At 66.8% G+C, this 19,359-nt stretch carries 19 protein-coding genes and 1 pseudogene; 15 read left to right on the forward strand and 5 right to left on the reverse strand.

All coding sequences use genetic code 11. The features are described from left to right. Positions 1-24: 24 nt before the first annotated feature. The 6 genes from A5702_RS21345 to A5702_RS21370 all read left to right on the forward strand — a co-directional run bounded on the left by A5702_RS21345 (position 25) and on the right by A5702_RS21370 (position 6,153). Positions 25-384, forward strand: coding sequence for a Rieske (2Fe-2S) protein (locus A5702_RS21345; RefSeq protein ID WP_055402515.1), 360 nt, complete (start codon positions 25-27; stop codon positions 382-384). Next, positions 381-1,421: an amidohydrolase family protein gene (locus A5702_RS21350; protein ID WP_068223527.1), complete on the forward strand. Its 1,041-nt coding sequence runs from the start codon at positions 381-383 to the stop codon at positions 1,419-1,421. Before A5702_RS21345 ends, A5702_RS21350 begins: the two co-directional genes overlap by 4 nt. After that, entirely contained in the window at positions 1,418-2,566 is a 1,149-nt protein-coding gene (locus A5702_RS21355) for an amidohydrolase family protein (RefSeq protein WP_067819594.1), read from the forward strand. Before A5702_RS21350 ends, A5702_RS21355 begins: the two co-directional genes overlap by 4 nt. Positions 2,567-2,702: 136 nt before the next feature. Next, a complete protein-coding gene (locus tag A5702_RS21360; protein WP_068223530.1) occupies positions 2,703-3,674 on the forward strand; it encodes an alpha/beta hydrolase in 972 nt (323 codons plus the stop codon). 95 nt (positions 3,675-3,769) lie between these two features. After that, positions 3,770-4,912, forward strand: coding sequence for an acyl-CoA dehydrogenase family protein (locus A5702_RS21365; RefSeq protein ID WP_068223533.1), 1,143 nt, complete (start codon positions 3,770-3,772; stop codon positions 4,910-4,912). Continuing rightward, positions 4,909-6,153: an acyl-CoA dehydrogenase family protein gene (locus A5702_RS21370; RefSeq protein ID WP_068223536.1), complete on the forward strand. Its 1,245-nt coding sequence runs from the start codon at positions 4,909-4,911 to the stop codon at positions 6,151-6,153. Before A5702_RS21365 ends, A5702_RS21370 begins: the two co-directional genes overlap by 4 nt. On the opposite strand, the gene A5702_RS21375 is transcribed toward A5702_RS21370, so the two are convergent. Further along, on the reverse strand, positions 6,150-8,117 hold the full coding sequence (locus tag A5702_RS21375) for a SpoIIE family protein phosphatase (protein ID WP_068223540.1): 1,968 nt from the start codon (positions 8,115-8,117) through the stop codon (positions 6,150-6,152). The two genes, A5702_RS21370 and A5702_RS21375, sit on opposite strands and share 4 nt — an antisense overlap. Positions 8,118-8,335: 218 nt before the next feature. Here A5702_RS21375 and A5702_RS21380 point away from each other — a divergent pair, with 218 nt between their 5' ends. Genes A5702_RS21380 through A5702_RS21390 form a run of 3 tightly spaced genes read left to right on the forward strand, consistent with a single transcriptional unit; the run spans position 8,336 to position 10,665 of the window. After that, positions 8,336-8,836: an oxidoreductase gene (locus tag A5702_RS21380; protein WP_068223543.1), complete on the forward strand. Its 501-nt coding sequence runs from the start codon at positions 8,336-8,338 to the stop codon at positions 8,834-8,836. Positions 8,837-8,849: 13 nt separating this feature from the next. Then, on the forward strand, positions 8,850-10,340 hold the full coding sequence (locus A5702_RS21385) for a molybdopterin-dependent oxidoreductase (RefSeq protein ID WP_055402464.1): 1,491 nt from the start codon (positions 8,850-8,852) through the stop codon (positions 10,338-10,340). A 1-nt stretch (position 10,341) separates the two neighbouring features. Next, the gene (locus A5702_RS21390; RefSeq protein WP_055402466.1) at positions 10,342-10,665 is read left to right on the forward strand and encodes a hypothetical protein; all 324 of its coding nucleotides are present in this window, start codon (positions 10,342-10,344) and stop codon (positions 10,663-10,665) included. 5 nt (positions 10,666-10,670) lie between these two features. Here A5702_RS21390 and A5702_RS21395 read toward each other — a convergent pair whose 3' ends face one another. After that, the gene (locus tag A5702_RS21395) at positions 10,671-11,051 is read right to left on the reverse strand and encodes a hypothetical protein (RefSeq protein ID WP_156669701.1); all 381 of its coding nucleotides are present in this window, start codon (positions 11,049-11,051) and stop codon (positions 10,671-10,673) included. Between the two features lie 174 nt (positions 11,052-11,225). Here A5702_RS21395 and A5702_RS21400 point away from each other — a divergent pair, with 174 nt between their 5' ends. Then, positions 11,226-11,705, forward strand: a complete 480-nt coding sequence (locus A5702_RS21400) for a DUF421 domain-containing protein (protein ID WP_231633798.1) — start codon at positions 11,226-11,228, stop codon at positions 11,703-11,705. Here the strand turns inward: A5702_RS21400 and A5702_RS21405 are convergent. The 3 genes from A5702_RS21405 to A5702_RS21415 form a co-directional block, all read right to left on the reverse strand. Beyond that, positions 11,697-12,902, reverse strand: a complete 1,206-nt coding sequence (locus A5702_RS21405; RefSeq protein WP_055402470.1) for an amidohydrolase family protein — start codon at positions 12,900-12,902, stop codon at positions 11,697-11,699. The genes A5702_RS21400 and A5702_RS21405 overlap by 9 nt on opposite strands. 120 nt (positions 12,903-13,022) lie before the next feature. Beyond that, positions 13,023-14,051 (reverse strand): hotdog fold thioesterase, encoded by a 1,029-nt coding sequence (locus A5702_RS21410; protein WP_068223546.1) that lies wholly within the window; start codon positions 14,049-14,051, stop codon positions 13,023-13,025. A gap of 152 nt (positions 14,052-14,203) precedes the next feature. Further along, entirely contained in the window at positions 14,204-15,646 is a 1,443-nt protein-coding gene (locus tag A5702_RS21415) for an aldehyde dehydrogenase (protein ID WP_082956154.1), read from the reverse strand. Positions 15,647-15,772: 126 nt separating this feature from the next. Here A5702_RS21415 and A5702_RS21420 point away from each other — a divergent pair, with 126 nt between their 5' ends. The 5 genes and pseudogenes from A5702_RS21420 to A5702_RS21440 form a co-directional block, all read left to right on the forward strand. Beyond that, positions 15,773-17,041, forward strand: coding sequence for an aromatic ring-hydroxylating dioxygenase subunit alpha (locus A5702_RS21420; protein WP_068223549.1), 1,269 nt, complete (start codon positions 15,773-15,775; stop codon positions 17,039-17,041). Continuing rightward, entirely contained in the window at positions 17,038-17,376 is a 339-nt protein-coding gene (locus tag A5702_RS21425) for a hypothetical protein (protein ID WP_197281196.1), read from the forward strand. Before A5702_RS21420 ends, A5702_RS21425 begins: the two co-directional genes overlap by 4 nt. Continuing rightward, on the forward strand, positions 17,373-18,635 hold the full coding sequence (locus A5702_RS21430) for an amidohydrolase family protein (RefSeq protein ID WP_068223552.1): 1,263 nt from the start codon (positions 17,373-17,375) through the stop codon (positions 18,633-18,635). The genes A5702_RS21425 and A5702_RS21430 overlap by 4 nt, the downstream gene beginning before the upstream one ends. Next, on the forward strand, positions 18,619-19,071 hold the full coding sequence (locus A5702_RS21435) for a MarR family winged helix-turn-helix transcriptional regulator (protein WP_068223555.1): 453 nt from the start codon (positions 18,619-18,621) through the stop codon (positions 19,069-19,071). The genes A5702_RS21430 and A5702_RS21435 overlap by 17 nt, the downstream gene beginning before the upstream one ends. A 106-nt stretch (positions 19,072-19,177) precedes the next feature. Then, positions 19,178-19,359: pseudogene (locus tag A5702_RS21440) on the forward strand (2Fe-2S iron-sulfur cluster-binding protein); the annotation flags it as partial.

Below are 19,359 nucleotides of genomic sequence, written 5' to 3' on the forward strand. Positions count from 1 at the left end.
GTGGCGTCGGAGGCGGTGATGCAAATGCCGGAGCGGCGATTTGTGTGCGCACAGGACGAGCTGCCGCCTGGCGGAATGAAGCTCGTCGACGTCGGGAAGTTCGGCGTCGGCGTGTACAACGTGCGCGGCGAGTTCTATGCGATCGTGAATTACTGCTCGCACGAGGGCGCCCCGCTTTGCCTCGGCCTGCTCGGCGGCACCAACGAGTTCGACCCGGACGAACCCGGTGGGCTGCGGCGCGTCCGCGACGGGCAGATCGTCCGATGCCCTTGGCACAACTGGGAATTCGACATCACCACCGGGCAAAACCTGGCCGATCCGACGCGGCGCATCCGCACCTACCGCGTCGACGTCACCGACGGGGAGGTGTACCTCACCGCATGATCATTGATGCAAACGTGCAACCGCACTTCCGCTCCAACGCCGAGATCCGGCGTTACCTGCCCGCCGCGCACCAGCTGCGGGCGATCCCCGACGTCGAACAACAGTGGTACTCCGCGCCGGGCGGCGACTATCGGCAGGACCTCTACGGCGAGCACTACCCGGGATCGGACCCCGAGACCGTCGGCCGGCACCTCTTCGACGACGCCGGTGTCGACTACGCCATCCTCAACCCGCTGACCCGCGGGAACATCGCCGACTACCTGCTCAACAGCCGGATCTGCGCGGCGGTCAACGACTGGCTGCTCGACCGCTGGCTCGAGCCCGACGCCGCCGATCGGTTCCGGGGCACTATCCGCGTCAATCCGGAAGACCCCAGGGGCGCCGTCGCGGAGATCGAGCGGCTGGCCGCCCACCCGAAGCTGGTGCAGGTCGGCGTCCCGATGCAGTCACGGGAGCCGTATGGCAAACCGATGTTCGAGCCGATCTGGGAGGCCGCCGCCGCGCACGGGCTGCCGGTGGCGGTGCACATCAACGGCGGCAACGGCGTCGACTACCCGCCCACCTTCGCCGGGCATGCCCACACCTATCCGGGATACGCGGCGTTCATGCCGCTGAATTACTTCGTGCACCTGGCCACCCTGATCATCGAGGGCGTGTTCGGCAGGCACCCCGGCCTCAAATTCGTCTTCGCGGACGGCGGATACGACATCCTCACCCCGTTCATCTGGCGGCTGGACACCTTCTGGGTGTCGATGCGCGATCAGACGCCCTGGGTCGACCGCTACCCGAGCGAATACCTGCCCGACCACGTCAGGTTCTGCTCCTCGGCGTTCGACGGGCCGACGGATGCCGCCGACGTGCGGCGCTGGATGGACTTCACCGACAAGACCGACCTGCTGATGTTCGGGTCGGCGTATCCCCATTGGTCCACCTCAACCCCGGAGGGCGCCGCCGAGGGCCTCGACGCCACTCAGCGCGACAAGGTGTTGTGGCGAAACGCCAGCGAGCTGTACGGACTGAAGGAGCGTGTCCGATGACCACGATCGAAAGAGTCGATTCACCGACGGGCCAACACGACGAGATAGCGGTCAGCATCGTCGACACCGACGTGCACCCCTTGCCCGTCTCGACCGACGTGCTCAAGTCGTACGCGGCGCCCGAATGGGTGGACAAGATCTGGCCGACCGGCAACGCGGTCACCCCGGTGCCGCATTTCTACGACACACCGGATTCGTACAAGACGTCGTCGCTGCGTATGGACGCGTGGCCGCCCAACGGCGGGGTCGCGGGCAGCGACCCGGACTTCGCCGCCAAGCAGTTGCTGATCGACGCCGGCGTCAGCATCGCGACGCTCGAGCCGATGTGTGACGCCCAACTGCCCCAAGCCGAACACGCGCTGAAGTCGGCCTACAACGATTGGCTTGCCGACGTGTGGCTCGACACCAACAACGCGCACGGCCGCTGGCGCGGATCGATCAGCGTCAGCGCGCAGACGCCCGAGCAGGCGGCGCGCGAGGTTGAGCGCTGGGCGGGGCATCCGTACATGGCGCAGGTCCTGATGACGCCGCAGACCCGCGGAATCCCTTTTGGCAACCCGCATTTCGACCCGCTCTATGAAGCCGCGTCGCGCAACGGTTTCCCGGTGGCCACGCACCTGATGGGGCAGACGCCGTTCGAGCTGATCCCGCTGTACCCGGTCGGCAACCCGGCGCACTGGCACGACTTCTTCGCCGCCTGGCCGCTGCTTTACGTCTCGCACCTGATGAGCCTGGTGTTCGACGGCGCATTCGACCGCCACCCCGACCTGCGGATCGTGTTCGTCGAGGGCGGCTTCACGTGGGCGATGCCGGTGATGTCGAGGATGGACCGGATTTGGGAGGCCCGCCGCGGCGACCTGCCGAACGTGCGGCGCCGCCCGTCGGAGTACGTGCGCGAACACGTCCGGTTCACCACCCAGCCGCTGGAAGACACGGACACCGTGCAGTTTCGGCAATACCTGGAAATGATGGACCTGGGCGACAACCTGATGTTTTCGACGGACTACCCGCATTGGAGCTACGACTCGCCGGACTACGCGATCAACCGATTCCCGGCCGACCAGCGCGAGCGGATCATGCGCGGCAACGCGACCGCTCTCTACGGGCTTCCGCCGACGGTCAAGGCGCTCCCCGGAGAACGCTGAGCTTGGTTACCACCCCGGCAACGAGCACCGCGTCATTTGCGGCGCGCAATCGCAGGTCTACCTTGAAGAGGGTCTCGTGCGCGGCCCGCGCCGCGACCGGCCGAGCACGCATGACCAGCCCGGAAGATGAGAGGGTATGACACAAACGAATCTGACGCGGCCGCAGGGCCTTACCCGCATCGACCCCGTGCTCCGGGAGGCCGCCGCCGCGCTGGGCGTCGCCGAATTCCGCGCCGAGACCCTGCCCGCCGAACGGGAACACGCCAACCGGCTCGCCGCCGAGCGCGCCGCGGAGGTCGACACCGCCGGCGTCTCGGTCGAAACGCGCACCATCACCGGACCGGGTGGACACCAGCTGAGTCTGCGCATCTACCGGGGTCCCGACGTTGATGGGGCCGCGTCGGGTTCGCCCCTGGTCTTGTACGCGCACGGCGGTGGCTTTGTGACCGGGAACCTGGACACCGACCACGCGCGCTGCGTGGAGCTGGCCAGGGCAGCGGGTTGCCTGCTGATCTCGGTCGACTACCGGCTCGCGCCGGAGCACCCGTGCCCGGCGGCCCTGGACGACGTCGAGGCCGGCTTTTACTACGCCATCCGCAATTGCGCCGAGCTGAACGTGGACGTGAACCGGATCGCGGTGATGGGCCGCGACGCGGGTGCGGCGCTGGTCGCGGGCCTGAGTCAGCGCATGTTCGACGACGAGGGCCCGCAGATCCTGGTGCAGATCCTGCATCAGCCGATGCTCGACTCCGACGCCACCCAATCGCGGCGCGAGTTCCAGCGCACACCGGGCCTCAACGGGCCGGCGGTGAGCCGGGCGTGGGGTCATTACCTCGGGCACGCCAGCGCCAGCGGTCAACACGTTCCCGCGCACCGGGCGAACCTCGAGGGCCTGCCACCCACCTTCATCAGCTGCGCGGAGATCGACCCGTGCCGCGACGAAGCCATCGACTACGCGAACAGACTGTTGCACGCGTATGTGCACACCGAATTGCACGTCATCGCAGCGGCATTCAACGGGTTCGACTCGGTGGTCCCGGATTGGGTTGTTTCTCAGGAGAACCGGGCCCTGCACGCGCGTTCGCTGCGCCGCGTGTTCGCCATGTAGCGGCGAGCTTCGCTATCGACGCAACTCCGGTATCTCTTACCGTAGTGCCCGTTGCTACCATCGAAAACGCCGGTGAACTCTCCCCGAGAGGCAGCATGACCACAGTCGACTCTCCCGAAAAGACGCTGTTCACCTCCACGACCCAAGCCTTTCTGGAGAAGGAAGCGCCGCTGCGCCGGGTGCGGGAGTTGCACGCCGCCGGGGTGTCGTTCGACCCGGCCTGGTGGCGGCGCGCCGCGGAGCTCGGTTGGACGGGCCTGTTGGTGCCCGAGGAGTTGGGCGGCGGCAGCGTCTCCGACAGCGGCGTGGTGGACCTGGCCATGGTCGCCGAGCAGCTCGGCAAGACGGTGGCCCCCGGGCCGTTGTATCCCGTCAGCGTGGTGCTGTCCGCGCTCGTCGAATGCTCAGACCGCGAGCCGCACGCGGCCACCGTCGAGGCGCTGATGTCCGGTGAAGCGGTGGCGTCGTGGGCGGTCTCGGAGCCGGGCCAGGGCTGGGCGCCGCTGAATCCGTCGGTGACGGCCACCCCGACCGATTCGGGCTACCGGATCGACGGCACCAAGGACCGGGTCGAGGCGGGCGCGCAGAGCGCGGTGCTACTCGTGGTGGCGCGCTGCGGCGACGAGCTCCGCCAGTTCCTGGTTCCCACGGATGCGGCGGGCGTGACGATCGAGCCGCAGCAGTCGGTCGATTTGGTCAAGCAGTACGCCCGGGTCCGTTTCGACGGTGCGGTGGTGCAGCGATCGGCGGCCGTCGGCACGGCCGCCGAGACCTCCGCGCTGATCGAGCGCCAGAGCCAAATCGCCCAGATCCTGCAGTGTGCCGAGGTGGTCGGCGTTCTGCAGACGGTGTTCGACCTGACCGTCCAGTGGGCCCTGGACCGCCACACGTTCGGGCGGCCGCTGGCGTCCTATCAGGCCCTCAAGCACAAGTTCGCCGACATGAAGCTGTGGCTGGAGGCATGCCGCGCCACCACGGCCGCGGCGGTCGCCGACGTCGCCGCCCACGCGCCCGGTGCCGGCCTGTCGGCCAGCATCGCCAAGTCCTACGTGGGCGAGATGGCCGGCCAGATCGTGCAGGCCTGCGTGCAGATGCACGGGGGCATCGGCGTCACCTGGGAACACGACCTGCACCTCTACCTGCGCCGGGTTACGTTGTACCGCTCCATGTTCGGGACGCCGGAGGAGCACAACCTGCGCGTGTACGAACACGAGAAGGCGGGTCGGCAGAACCGATGACCCCCACCGAATCCGTTGCCGAGTTCGCGGCCCGGGCCAGGGCCTGGCTGGCCGACAACATGCCGCCCGTCGACCCCGAGTCGCCCCCGCCGGCCCCGCGTGACGACGAACGATCCTGGCTGCGGGCCCGAGAGCTCCAAAAGCGGTTGTACGAAGGCGGATTCGCCGGCATCTGCTTCCCCCGCGAGTACGGCGGGCTCGGGCTGGACTACGAGTATCAGAAGGCCTTCGACGCGGAATCGCTGACCTACGAGATGCCGCTGATCCTCAACACCCCCACTTTCACCATCTGCTGCGCCACCCTGCTCGACACCGGCAGCGAGGAGCAAAAGAAGCGCCACATCGCCGCGGCGCTGCGCGGTGACGAGGTGCTGGTGCAGTTGTTGTCTGAGCCCAGCGGTGGTTCCGACCTGGCCGGCGTCCTCACCCGAGCCGAACGTCAGGGCGACCGCTGGATACTCAACGGGGCCAAGACCTGGAGCACCAGCGCGTTCGCCGCCGACTACGCGCTGTGCCTGGCCCGCACCAATTGGGACGTGCCCAAGCACGAGGGCTTGACGATGTTCCTGGTTCCGATCGCCCACCCGGGAATCACGTTGCGCCGCATCACGATGCTGAGCGGTTCCACCGAGTTCTGCGAGGAGTTCCTCGACGGGGTGGACGTCGGCGACGACGCCGTCGTCGGGGAGGTCGACGGCGGCTGGGCGGTGGCGTCACGGCAGCTGTATCACGAGCGCCGGGCGGTGGGGCAGGGATCCGAGTTCGCCAGCGGCAGCGGCAGCGAGGGCGGCAACACGATTCCCGTTGACTACGTGAGCCTTATCGAGAAGGCGGGCCAGGCCGGTAACGAACGCGTGGAGCAGCTGGCCGGCCGCGCATTGGTGCAGCGCGCGGTGGCCGAGCAGTTGATCGGCCACGTGTACCGCAGCGTCCGAGACGGCGCGCTACCGCCGGCCGGCGGCACGCTCATCCGGCTGTTCCACGCCGAGACCGTGTTCGTGAATGTTGACACCGCCATGGCGATCGCCGGTAGCGCCGGCGTTGTCGGCGAACCGGGCGAGGGCCTGGAAACCGGGCTGCGCTACCTGTCCCGCCAGACCGTCGCGATGGGTGGCGGGACCACGGAGATGGCGCGCAACGTCATCGGTGAGCGGGTGCTGGGCTTCCCCCGGGAATTCGCGGCCGACCGCGGCGTGCCGTTCAAACAGGTGAAGCACGGCCCGCGGCGGGGCCGCCCCTAGCCCTCCGCGACGAGGTTCTCGGCGAGCCCGCCGGCGACCGGGATCTGGACCAGCGACAGCACATGATGCGCCGGGGTCCCCGGCGGGGCCACCAGCACGTACTCGCTGCCCTGTCGTTGTGCCCGGTCGCGGGCGGCGGCCAGCGCGCTGACCCCGGCCGAGCCGAGATGGGTCACGCCGCCGAGATCGATCGTCAACGGCGCGACGCCGGAACGGCTTTCGACCGCGATCTTTCGATCCAGGGTGGAGGCCGTGCCGGAATCGACGTCGCCGCTGACGACGATGCGGCCGGGTTCGGTGACCGCACAGGCAAATTCGGAGTTGATCGACCGCCGGCGATCCGCGTGACTGACCAGCGTGTCGGTGACGAAATTGGCCGGCCGCGACAGGCGGTGCGTCAAGCTGGCGGTCGTCCCCCCTGGCCCATGGCTGACGTGCGCGCTCGACACCAGGGCTTCGGCCATGGCAAGGCCGCGTCCGCGGCCCTGCTCGCCTTCACGGTGATCCTTCCACTGCCCGTGGTCGATGACCGACGCATACAGGTTGCCGTCGCCGGACAGCGATGCATCGAGGACGATCCCGTCGGAAACCTCTGCGCCGTAACCGTGTTCGACCGCGTTCTCGACGAATTCCGAGACCGCGTGCACGATGTCGGAAATGTCGTCGGGGGAGGCGCCGATGTCGGAGAGCCATTGACGCAGGCGGCCGCGGACCGCGCGGGCGGCCTGAATCGTCGCGTCCACCGTCATCTGCAGCGGTGGCGGCGGCGTCCGCCGTTGCGCGGCAAGCAGTGTGATGTCGTCGTTGTAGCCGGTCGGGCGCAGCAGCAATTCCAAAGTCTCCGAACAGATTCGGTCGATGCGCCGCCGCGAGGAGTCGATCACGAAACCGCCCTGGCCGCCCGCGATGTTGCCCGCCAATTCGGCGAATTCGGCGGTGCTGGCCATCAGCGGCCGGCCCGGGCGTTCGATCAAGCCGTCGGTGTAGAGCATGACGGCGTCACCGACGCCCAGGATTTCCGTGCGCACCGGAAAACCTGTGCCGCTGCCCAGCGGGCCGGCACCGGACGGCTCGAGATAGCGCGATTCGGCGTCCGCCGCAACGAGCAGCGGCGGTGGGTGTCCGGCGGTGCAGTATTGGAACTCGCCCGTGGTGAAGTCGAGCGATCCCGCGCACATCGTGGCGGACCTCGAGCCCGGAACATGTTCGTGGAAGCGGTCGACCGCCGCCAGCGCCTCGGCGATCGGATAGCCGGCCAAGATCTGCATCCGCAGCGCGGTGCGCAATTGCGACATCACCGCGGCGGCTTCGACGCCGTGGCCGACGACGTCGCCGACGACGAGAACCAGTCGATCCCCGAGGGGTATCGCGTCGAACCAGTCGCCACCGGCGGCGGTGTCCTGCGCGGCGACCAGGTACTCGGCCGCGACGTCGGCGCCGGGAACCACGGGCACGGACGGCGCCAGCAACGCCTGCTGCATGACGGTCGCCGAATCACGGACATTGCGGTACCGCTCGGACAACTCCTCCATGCGGGACTCGGCGGCCAGCCGCGCCCGCACCCGGTCGGTGACGTCGACGAAGGCGAGTTGCACCCCCTCGATCGAGCCGTCGTCGGCGCGGCGCGCGGTGACGATGAAGTCGAAGAAGTGTTCCTGTGCGGTCCCCGAGCCCTCGAAGTCGGCCTGCACCCGCCACTCGGTGCCCGACTGGGGTTCGCCTGTTTGATACACCCGGTCGAACATCTGCAGGATTTGCTGGCTCTCCAGCTCCGGATAGACCTCGCGCACCAGGAGCCCGATGCTGTCGACCGGGGGACTCAGGGCCCGGTAGGCGGCGTTGACCGCGACGAATCGGTGGTCGGGCCCGTCGAGGCCAACCAACAGCGCGGGGACGTTCTCGAAGATGCGGCGGACGTCGTCGGCCGTACCCACGGTCTTGTCCCAGTTCCTCTCGGCGGCCATTGACCGTCCCTCCTACGGACCCTTCCTCGGACCGAGTCCCGCAAGCTGGTCAAAAACGCTGAGCACTCGCCAGGCACAGGCATCAAGCGTATCAACGGCGGACTCGTGCTCGGCGCATCAATTTTCCTCGCGTGGCGTGTGGCTACACCGAGGTCAGCCCGGGCGCGGCAATTAAGCCAGGACCGTTTGTAATTACTCAGCGCGGGTATCACGCGGCCATGGTCAATGTCGTCCCAGGGCGGTTGATCTCGCTGTGGCGAAGCATCTGGTCCTCACCGGTGCTCACCCTGGATGGCTGGGTCGCGTTCAACCTGCCGCGAACGGTGACCGCGTTGGGCGCTTCGCTGCTGGTGGGTCTGCTGGCGGTGCACGCCTACGTCTTCGCCACGGAACCCGGGACGCCCGGGTACTTCGCCGTCTACGCGGCGCTGCTGGCGATCTGTTGCCTGACGGCCGCCGCCGCGATGGCGTTCGCCCTCAAACCGCAAGTGCCGCAGGCGGGCTGGTACCTCGGCAGCCTGACCTGCCTTGCCTTCCTCGCCATCTACCTGGTCAGCCGGTGGTTCCGCCTGCCGGGGCTGGAGGCGTTGACGGGCCGCTGGGACCTGGCGCCGGGGACGTTGGCGCTTGCGTGCGCCGCCGGCTTCATCGCGGTGCACACGACGGTGCTGTCCGGCATCAACGTGGCCTACCCGCAACGCCAACAGTGGTACGACTGAGGAGAGCCCAGGCATGACGACGCTCGACTACCCGGCGTGGCTGCGAGTGGACCATTGGCTCAACGTCCTGTTCGTCACGCTGATCATCCGCAGCGGCATCGAGATCCTCGCCACCCACCCCAAGTTGTACTGGCACGACGACAGCAAACCCGGCAGCGAATGGGCGCGCTTCACCCGCAAGGTCATGCCGCGCGACCGCCTGTACGACACCCTCGACGAGGAAGAGTCATACAGCTCCCTGGTCGCGCTGCCCGGTCACAAGAAATTGGGGATGGGCCGCCACTGGCACTTCTTCACGGTGATCTGCTGGATTCTGCTCGGGTTGTCGTATTACGTACTGCTTTTCGCGACCGGGCAGTGGCACCGTTACTGGCCGTATTCGTGGTCGATTTTTCCCGAGGCCGCCAATGACATCGTCACGTACCTCTCGTTCAACCTGCCGCCACTGCTGCCCGGTGAGCCCCTGGACGCCATTCAGAAACTGACCTACGCCGGCGTCGTCTTCGTCCTCGCGCCATTCCAGATCTTGACGGGCGCCGCGCAATCCCCGGCGATCGAGGCGCGCTTCCCGTGGTACGTGCGGATGTGGGGCGGTCGGCAATGGGCCCGAAGCCTGCATTTCCTGGGGTTGCTGGCCTTCGTCGTCTTCATCGTGATTCATCTGTCGATGATCTTCTTCTGGGGCTGGGGTCAACTGACGGCGTCGATGATCTTCGGCTCGGTTCGCAACATCAATTGGGCTACGGCGCTGTCTTTCGTGATCATCGGAGCGATCGTCGCCATCCACATCGCGGCTACCAAGTGGAGCCTTCGCAGTCCTCGATCGGCGCAGCGCGTGCTAGGTGCGGTGACCACAGCCGCTCGGCGCCTGTTGCTGCGGCCGCTCAACTCCCGACAGAACTACCCGCCGGGCAAGATCTCCCCGCAGCACCGGGTAAACGGCAAGCCCCCGACGAGCGTCGACTTCAAGGTGATGGCCGTCCATAACTTCGTCGACTGGCGCCTGCGGGTGGGCGGCCTCGTCGAAAACCCGGTGACTCTGGACCTGGCCGCGCTGCGATCGCTCGCCGAGCCGGAGACGCAGCGCGTCATGCACAACTGCGTTCAGGGCTGGACCAGCATTGCCGAATGGAAGGGGCTGCACCTAGGTCGACTCGTTGAGCTGGTCCGGCCCCTGCCGCAAGCCAAGTACATCTGCTTCCTCAGCATGCAAGACAACAGCACCGATGAACCCGCTTCAGAGGGCGGAGGCCAGTTCTACGAAGTCATTGATATGGAATTTGCTCACAAGCCGCAGACGCTGCTGGCCTACGAAATGAACGGGACGCCCTTGCCGATCAAGCACGGCGCGCCATTGCGACTGCGGGTTGAGACCCAGGTGGGCTTCAAGATGACGAAGTGGATCAACCAGATTGAGTTCGTCGAGGACTACTCCGGCATTGGGCTCGGCCTGGGAGGCTGGCGCGAGGACCACGTCTTCTACGACAAAGACGTGGAGATATGAGATGACCTGGGGCACTTATGAAAACGTCGGGACGCGGCCCGAGCTAATCCCTTTGGATCGGGCGGCGCGGGAGCGTGTGCTGGAGCAGATCGCGGTTAAAGGCGGACATTGCGAGGCCTGCGACGCCACCGACTTTACGGTCGGCGATGCGATGATCATGGGCTTTCTGTTTCTGGACGAGGACGCAGACGCCTACATGGTGGCGCTCACCTGCTGCAACCCCGAATGCCCCAAGCCCAGGACCGCGATCAGGTTGTCCGGCAACGACTTTCTCTCCGACGAGCAACAGGCTCGCGCCAAGGCACTCCGCTCTTCGATCGCGTGACCGGGCTAGTTGCGCAGTAGACGCCTCGCCTTCGCACGCCGCCGACTGCCGGCGCGGTCATCCTGCGAACCCGCGAAGGTGGGCCGAGCCAACTTGAATCTCTCGATCAGGGGCAATGCCGCACGCACGTCGTCACACAACACCCGGAAGCGGCGCTCGTCGGCCTCGGCGAGCCGGCCCATAGAACTGTAATGCGCCATGCGGGGGAGGCGTCCAGCGAGCGCCGTGCCCCAGCGGACGCTGAGGTCGTAGATGTCTTCGTCGCCGAAGATGTCGGCGGCTTCCTTGTGCTCGGCGAGTTCTTTAAGTCTTTCGAGTTGCTCACCGATGAACGCGATGTCGTCGTCGATGTTGACATACGCGCGACTCTGCGGCGCCATGCTCATGCGGCTCCACTTCTTGCCCACTTAAGCGTCTGTTGCTCCGGGGAGTACCCGCGTCCGCGCCGCCGGAACATCAAGTGCATCAAAAACAGTTGCCAGTGAGAACTATTGTCGAAATATCGACAGATTCGGCAGCGCCGAAAGGGGAATCGGGTGATGTAGATGCACGGCCTCTTGATGGAACTGTTCAACGGCTGGCGGCCGGCGCTGTACGCGGCGATCAAGGCGCTGGCGCTGTTTCTCACCGCCGCTGCGGCTTTCCGGCTGACGCTGCGGCGCACGATCGCGGAATTCACGCCCTTCGACTGGATTACCGCGGTCGCGGTGGGCGCGATCGTCGGCCGCACCGCGACGGCAGCGGGCACCTCGTGGCTGACCGGAGCGGCCGCGTTGCTCACGCTGATCGCCGCCCACGACATCGTCGCTCGCCTGCGGTTCATACCATGGGTGCACAGACTCGTTGATCCGCCGGTGCGGGTGCTCATCCGCGATGGCCAACTCGATGAACGAAACCTGTTGCGATGCAGGCTGACTCACGACGACATGGACGCGATCTTACGTCAGCACGGTCATCAGACAACCGCCGATGTGAGGCTTGCGTTATTCGAGACGAAAGGCGTGGTGTCGGTCTTCGGCACCGACGACCGATCAGGCTGAAACCGGCTTCTTCGAATCCGCAGAGACCTTCATCAGCTTCATCAGGTTGCCCCCCATGATCTTCGCGACGTCTTCCTGCTCGAAGTCGGTGAGCTCGTCGACGAAGGAGATCGGGTCCTTGAGGCCTTCGGGATGCGGCCAGTCGGATCCGAAGAGGACCCGGTCGGTGCCGACCATCTTGACGATCTCGGCGAACCGGTCCTCCCAGAACGGGGTGATGTAGACGCAGCGCTTGAAGGCCTCGATGGGGTCCTCGCTGAACGCCTGCGGCATCTTCTTGTAGACGCCCTTGAGGCCCTTGAACAGATCCGGCACCCAGTCGGCACCGTTCTCGATCGACAGGATCCGCAGCTCCGGGTTGCGCGACAGCGCGCCGTGGCACACCAGCGCACCCATCGCGTCGATGATCGGCCGGTGGCCCATCACCAGGCTGCGGAACGGGGTCGGCTTGAACGGCAGGAACTCGTCGCCGGGCTCCCACACGTTGGCGAATTCGGAATAGCCGCTGTCCGAGGCGTGCATCGAGACGGGAAGCTCGGCCTTGATGCAGGCCTGCCAGAACGGGTCGAACTCTTCGAGGCCGAACGACCGGCTGCCCTTGTAACCGGGCACCGGCGCCGGGCGCACGAGGACGGTGCGGGCGCCGCGCTCGAGAACCCATTCGAGTTCTTCGAGCGCCCGCTCGACGATCGGCAGGGTGATCACCGGCGTGGCGAAGATGCGGTCTTGGTAGTTGAACGACCACTGCTCGTACATCCACTGGTTCAGCGCGTGGATGACGTCGTGGGTCATCTCCGGGTCGTCCTTCATGCGCTCCTCGACCAGGCTGGCCAGCGTCGGGAACATCAGGGCGTAGTCGATGCCCAGCTCGTCCATGACCTCGAGCCGCGCGCCGGGTTCGCGGAAGGCTGGGATGGCCTTCATCGGCTCCCCGAGGATCTCGCGATAGCTCTTGCCCTGCGCGCCGTTGCGGAAGTAGTCCTCCTGCGCCCCGGGGCGCGCCACCACCTCGAACGTGGGGTTCGGGATGTACTCGCTGATGTGGCCGCGGACCACGATCTTGGTGCGGCCGCGGACCTCGACGTAGTCGATGACGCGCTTGCGGTTCTCGGGCAGGAACTTGGTCAGCGCCTCCTGCGGCTCGTACATGTGGTTGTCCGCGTCGAATACGGGGAAGGAAAGTTCGCGGGACGGCATGGCGATCTCCTTGGCGGAAGTTTCGAATTCTCGGTAAGTGGTAATGACGTTACCACTCATGTGACGTCGCGTGTAGCGCTGCCAGCCGCCTCGGTTGTCACGCTGGCGTGACGCGCGGGGCTAGGCGCCCGGCCAGTTGGGCAGCTCCGGCGTCTTCCCGTTGATCACGGCGAAGTTCACGGTCGCGGTCGCGAGGAGCTCGTCGTCACCGCCGTAGATGTCCACCTGCATCACCATCGCCCGCCGCCCGGAGCGCAGCATCCGGGGCACCGCGAAGGCCGAGCCCTGCCGGATCGGGCGCAGGTAACGAACGAAGAGGTCCGCCGTCGTCATCGTGGTGCCGGGCGCCAGGTAGTCCAGGCCGAACTGCCCGGCGGCGACGTCGACGAGCGTCGCGATCAGGCCGCCCTGCAAGGCGCCGGAGGTGTTGACGACGGCCGGGCTGACCGGCATCGTCATCGCGAATTCGCCTTCGCGGGTGCCCGGCCGCATGCCGATCTGGGCGAACAGCTCCGACAGCGACGGCGGGCTCGACTCCTCGTCAGAGTCCCGGATGCCCAGGGCGCGACTGCAGAATTCGTAAAGGTGCCCGACGTCGACCGGGGCCCCGTTCAATTCGGCGCCCAGCCAATGCAATCGCTGCGCGCCCATCACGGTCTGCATGACAATGGCGGCCGCCGCGGCGACGTCCAGCCCCGGGTTGAACACCCCCTCGGTGATGCCCTGCCCCACGATGTCGCGGATCAGTCGATGCAGGGGCGAGAGCACCCGTGCGTAATCGCGGGGGCGCGTCTCGGCCAAGTGCTGGTTGTAGAGGGTCAGCGCCCGGTTGAGGCTGTCTTGGGTGCTGGATTCCGGTTGCTGGCTGATGCGGTCGATCACCAGCTTGAGCGCGGCGGTGCTGTCCAGGCCCTCGGTCTCGGCGCGCCAGGCCTGGACGGAGTGCGCGATGGTCCGGTCGAACAACGCCAGCAGCAATTCGTCCTTGCTGCTGAAATGCTGATAGAAGGCGCGCAGCGAGGTCTTGGACCGGGCCACGACCTCCTGCACCGTGAAGTCGGTGCGTCCGGTCTCGCCCAGGATCTCGACCGCCGTTCGGATGAAGCGGTCGCCCCGCGTCACTTCGACGTCGTCGCCAAGGTCGGCCATGAGCGCTTCGTCCCCTTCCTCGGCGCGGTGCTCGCGCTATGAGAATGAGGTTACCGCGCCTGTCCGCCGGTGCGCGCCCATTGCCTTCGGGCAGAAAATTCCGAGGATCTGCTGGCAGTTGTCTTTGTTGATGAGGCGGGCGGGGGCGGTTGTCAGGGCAAGACCGCGATGGATTTGGTTTCCAGGTAGCTGTCGATGCCCTCGGGGCCCAGTTCTCGTCCGTAACCGCTGCCCTTGACGCCGCCGAAGGGGGCGAACGGATCCATGGTGTAGCCCTGGTTGACGCCGAGGGTGCCGCTGCGCACCCGCGCCGCGATCGACAAGGCGCGGTCCGTGTCGGCGCTCCACACCGATCCGGCCAGGCCGTACTCGGAGTCGTTGGCGATCGCGACCGCGTCGTCCTCGTCGCGATACGGGATGACGGTGATCACCGGCCCGAAGATCTCCTCGCGGGCGATGCGCATCGTGTTCTCGGCGGAGGCGAACAGGGCGGGTTTGACGTACCAGCCCCGGTCCAGCCCGTCGGGCATCTCGGTCCCGCCGATGACGAGGCGGGCGCCCTCGTCCTGGCCGACCCGGATGTAATCGCGGACGCGTTTCTGTTGCCGGCGCGAGACCAGCGGCCCCAGCTGCGTGCCGGCATCGTTGGGATCGCCCACCCGCAGGGCGGTCATCTCGGCGGCGAGCGCGTCGACGTACTCGTCCTCCCGATGGCCGGGGACCAGCACGCGGGTCAGGGCGTTGCAGATCTGGCCGCTGTTCGACAGGCTGGCCGACCGCACGCCGGCCGCGACCGCCTCGGGTGCGGCGTCGTCGAGGATGACGGCGGCCGACTTGCCGCCGAGTTCGAGACTGACCTTGGTGAGGTTGGTCGCGCAGGCGGCAGCCACCGCCCGGCCCGCCGCCGTCGACCCCGTGAACGACACCTTGTCCACGCCGCGGTGGGACACCAGGAGCTGACCCACCGCGCTGTCGCCGGGCAGCACGCTGACCACGCCCGGGGGCAGGTCGAGTTCTTCCAGCATCTCCGCCAAAAGCAAAGCGTTCAAGGGTGATTCGGGCGCGGGCTTGAGCACAACCGCGCAGCCGGCGAGCAGCGCGGGAACCAGTTTGGTGACGATGAGGAATTGGGGCATGTTCCACGGCACGATCGCGGCGACGACGCCAACGGGTTGCTTGTGCACGTGCACGTCGGCGCCGAAGAAGCCCCGGCGGGTCTCCTTCCAGGCGTGCCGCTCGGCCAGGTCGCAGAACGCTCGCATCATCATCGCGGGCAGGCCGACCTGCGCGCGCTGGGAAAAGGTGATGGGGGCGCCGATCTCGGCGGTGATGACGCCGGCCATCTCGGCGCGCCGTTGATCGTAGATCTCGGTGAGGCGCCGGATTGCCGCGATCCGTTCGGCCGGCTCCGTCCGGCCCCAGGGCCCCTCGACCGCCGAGCGGGCGGCGGTGACCGCCGCGTCGACGTCGGCCGGTCCGGCGGCGGCCACTTCGGCGATGGGTTGCTCGGTGTGCGGGGAGATGACCTGGAATGCGTCGGCGTGCGCCCGCACCAGGCCGCCGTTGGCGATCCGCAACCCAAGGCCATGCTCCATCGAGGACTCCCGTCGGCAATATCAACTACTTGCGATTACGCGGTCGAGCATATACCGTCGGCCCCGACGGGGTCCCACCGAATCACTGAAACCGGTGGCCGCGTGGCTATTCGGATAGGAGCGATCATGGCTCGATTCCCCAAGCCGCCGGAGGGCAGCTGGACGCAGCATTACCCCGAGCTGGGAACCGGACCGGTCTCGTATGAGGATTCCATCAGCCCGGGGATCCACGAGTTGGAGCGCGAAGCCATCTTCAAGCGCGCCTGGCTCAATGTTGGCCGCGTTGAACAACTTTCGCGTACCGGCAGTTACTTCACCAAAGAGCTCAAAGCCGTCAACACCTCGATCATCGTGGTGCGCACCAAGTCCGGGGAGATCAAGGCGTACCACAACGTGTGTCGCCACCGCGGCAACAAGCTGGTGTGGAACGACATGCCGCTGGAGGAGACCAGCGGTGTGTGCCGGCAATTCACCTGCAAGTACCACGCCTGGCGGTATGACCTGGACGGCAATCTGACGTTCGTGCAGCAGGAGGGGGAGTTCTTCGACCTCGACAAGAGTCGCTACGGGTTGGTGCCGGTGCACTGCGAGGTGTGGGAAGGCTTCGTCTTCGTCAACTTCGCCAAGAAGCCCGAACAGTCGTTGCGCGAATTCCTCGGGCCGATGGTCACCGCGCTGGAGGGCTATCCGTTCGACAAGATGACCTCGCGCTGGTACTACCGCTCGGAGGTCAAGGCTAACTGGAAGCTCTACATGGACGCGTTCCAGGAGTTCTATCACGCGCCGGTGCTGCACGCGAACCAGTCACCCACGGCGTACTCAAAAGCGGCCGCCGAGGCGGGTTTTGAGGCCCCTCATTACCGGTTGGACGGCCCGCACCGGTTGGTCAGCACGTCGGGCGTGCGCGCGTGGGAGATGTCGGCGGAGATGCGCAAGCCGATCGAGGACATCTGCCAGAGCGGGCTGTTCGGTCCGTGGGACAAACCGGAGCTCGGGGCGATGCCCGCCGGGCTGAACCCCGCGAAATGTGATCCGTGGGGCCTGGACTCGTTCCAGCTGTTCCCCAACTTCGTGATCTTGTTCTGGGGCCAGGGCTGGTATCTGACCTACCACTACTGGCCCACCTCCTACAATTCGCACATCTTCGAGGGAACGCTGTACTTCCCTCAGCCGCGCACCCCGCGTGAGCGCGTCGCCCAGGAACTGGCGGCGGTCTCGTTCAAGGAATACGGGTTGCAGGACGCCAACACCCTCGAGGCGACGCAGAGCATGATCGAGTCGCGGGTGGTCGAGGAGTTCGTGCTCAACGACCAGGAGATCCTGCTGCGACACCTGCACAAGGAGACCGCGGCGTGGATCGACCAGTATCGCCGCACCTTGCCGGCGGGAGTGTGAGCGCGATGTCGCCCATGCTGCCAAGCGAATTCGCCGACCTGGAGGCGTTCACGGACTGGTGTCTGGGTTCCGAGCCGGAGCGCTACGCCAAGAGGTTGGCGAGCACCATGACGGAGATGAAGGCCTTCTACGACGCCATCACGCCGCGGGCGGAAGAGGCCCTGGCGTACTGCGACAAGTTCTCCTTGGACGACCTGCCCGACGACGTGCTCAATCTCATGCACTTGCTGTATTCGATGATCATGGTGTCGTTTCCGGTGGAGTGCTGGAAGCAGCCGCGGGTGCCCGACTCCGGTGCGTCCACCCTGGATTGCGTGTCCGAGCCCGTTCCATGACCACCGTCTTGCGGGCGGCGCGGTGGGCCGACGTGGTCGACGGCCTGGTGCGCTCGCCGGCGGTGGTGGTCGTGGATGGCGAGCGCATCGCCGCCGTCAATCCCGAAGGTGCAGTGCCGGATTCGGCCACCGTCATCGACCTGGGCGACGTGACGCTGCTGCCGGGGCTGATGGATATGGAACTCAACCTGCTGATCGGCGGTCCCGGTGGACCCGAGGGTTTGCCGTCGCCGATGCACGGCGTCCAGGACGACCCGGCCTACCGCACCTTGCGTGGCGCGGTCAATGCGCGCACCACGCTGGACGCGGGCTTCACCACCGTGCGCAACCTTGGGCTGATGGTCAAGACCGGTGGCTACCTGCTCGACGTGGCGCTGCAGCGCGCCATCGACCAGGGCTGGCACGCGGGGCCGCGGATCTATCCCGCCGGCCACGCCGTGACGCCGTACGGCGGGCACCTGGATCCGACGGCGTTCCAGCGCCTCGCGCCCGGCATCATGCCGCTGTCAGTGGCCGAGGGCATCGCCAACGGTGTCCCGGACGTGATCGCCTGTGTGCGTTACCAGATTCGGCACGGCGCGAAGCTGATCAAGGTGTCGGCCTCCGGCGGCGTGATGTCGCACAGCACGGCCCCCGGCGCCCAGCAATACTCCGACGCCGAGTTCGCCGCGATCGCCGACGAAGCCCACCGGGCCGGGGTGCGGGTGGCCGCGCACGCCGTCGGTGACGCCGCGATCCGGGCGTGCATCCGGGCCGGGATCGACTGCGTCGAACACGGATTCCTGGCCAGCGACGAGACGATCCAGATGATGGTCGATCACGGCACCTTCCTGGTCTCGACCACCTATCTGACCGAGGCGATGGCCGTCGACCGCATCGCACCGGAGCTGCGCAAGAAGGCCGAAGAGGTGTTCCCCCGGGCAAAGGCCATGCTGCCGAAGGCGATTGCCGCCGGGGTGCGCATCGCGTGCGGAACCGACGCGCCGGCGATTCCGCACGGCCACAACGCCAAGGAGCTTGGGGCGCTGGTGCAGCGGGGGATGACGCCGATGCAGGCGATCCGGGCCGCCACCGTGGTGGCCGCGGAGCTCATCGACGCCGACGACGAGCTGGGCCGGCTGGCGCCCGGGTACCTCGCCGACATCATCGCCGTGCCCGGCGATCCCTCGCAGGACATCGACACCACGCTCGAGGTGTCGTTCGTCATGAAGGGCGGCGAAATCTTCAAGCAGGGAGGCGGCGATGGAACTCACCGATAACATCTTGTGGTTGCTCAAGCAGGCCTTCTACTACTCGCTGACCACGATCAACGACTCGATGCGGGTGCACGGGGTCAGCACCGCCCAGATCGGCGTGCTGCGCCAACTCGCCAACGAGCCCGGCCTTTCCGGCGCCGAACTCGCGCGACGCCTGTTGATCAGCCCGCAGGGCGTTCAGCTCGCGCTGACCGCCCTGGAGCGCCGCGGCCTGGTGGAAAGAAAGCGCGACCCCCAGCACGGCCGCATCCTGCAGGCCTACCTGACGCAGGAGGGCCGCAACGTCGCGGGGACGGTCGTCAACGATGCCATCGCCGCTCACGAGAGGGTTTTCGGTGTCCTCACCGTGCAGGAGCAGCAGATTCTGCGGGAGCTGTTGGGCCGCGTGGTCGAAAAGGGCACCGGCCATGAGCTTTTCAACGATCACGTCGACAACTGAAGAGCGAATATCTAGTACTTGATAATGATCGCAAGTAGTTGATATTGTCAGGGGGATGTCAGAGCCCACTGCGACCACCGGGGCGGGGTCGCGCGACAGCGACGGGGTCGTGACCGAGAAAGTGACCATAGAGCTGGACCGGCGCACCACGACGGTGCCCTACAGTGCGGGCGACACCTTGCTGCAGACCGCCCGCATGGCGGGTTTGGCCGCACCGTCGTCGTGCGAAACCGGTTCCTGCGCAACCTGCATGGCGCGCCTGGCCCAGGGGAGCGCCCGGATGCTCAA

It is taken from the genome of Mycobacterium sp. E3339, from assembly GCF_001666915.1.
GTDB lineage: Bacteria > Actinomycetota > Actinomycetes > Mycobacteriales > Mycobacteriaceae > Mycobacterium.